An 812-nucleotide genomic window follows, 5' to 3' on the forward strand; every position below is an offset into this window, starting at 1 on the left:
TCTAATGTCGTAGTATTATAGCATCCTGTTGTTGCATCTTCTAAACGCACATATACCGTTTGCGTGTTGATGACAATGTTAGTGTATGGTGAGAAAATCTCATTGGTAGCATTGTCTGCATCGGCTTGGGTTTCATAGTAAGTGACGTTAACACCTGTTTGTCCGTTAAGTATCTCTGCATTCTTATCTGTTAGTGTAAATGCTGCAAAACCATCGGCATCGTCATCACAAACTTCTAATGGTGTTGGCACTAATACTTCTGGTAATGGGTTAACGATAAGCTCAAAGCTTGTGTATCCATAACAGTCTGGTGTGGTAGCATCTTCTACTCTTACATGTATCGTCTGTGGGTTACCTGTATTGGTATAGGTTGCTGGGTTTGCTATAGCATTCATCGGTGCTTCTGCATCAGCTTGGGTCTCATAATAGGTTACTGTATAAACTAATGGGTCTTGACCACCTAATATAGTAGCGTCTTGTGTGGTTAAATCAAACTGAGCTACGCCATCATTGGAGGCGTCATCGCAAACTACCATATCTGATGGCTCTGTTGCTAGGGCTCTATAGTTAACTACTAAATTGAACACCGGAAGTGGTGAGGCTATGTAGCAACTAGAATCGCCTGCACTCTCTACACGAACATAGATAGGTTGTGGGTTAACAGTATTGGTGTAAGGACTCACTAGTGCATTAGCCCCTGAATCGGCATCAGCAAAACTAGTGTAATACGTCACTACAAAATCTGTAGAAGGTTGTGCGCCTAAAATACCTAAATCTTGAACCGTTAAATCAAAATCCTCAAATCCATCATT

General features: G+C 41.3%; 1 pseudogene. It reads right to left on the reverse strand.

The annotated features are described in order from the left end of the window. Positions 1-812: pseudogene (locus OD803_RS14460) on the reverse strand (hypothetical protein); the annotation flags it as partial.

Source organism: Gaetbulibacter sp. NE (genome assembly GCF_025548475.1).
In the GTDB taxonomy this organism is placed as follows: Bacteria; Bacteroidota; Bacteroidia; order Flavobacteriales; family Flavobacteriaceae; genus Gaetbulibacter_B; species Gaetbulibacter_B jejuensis.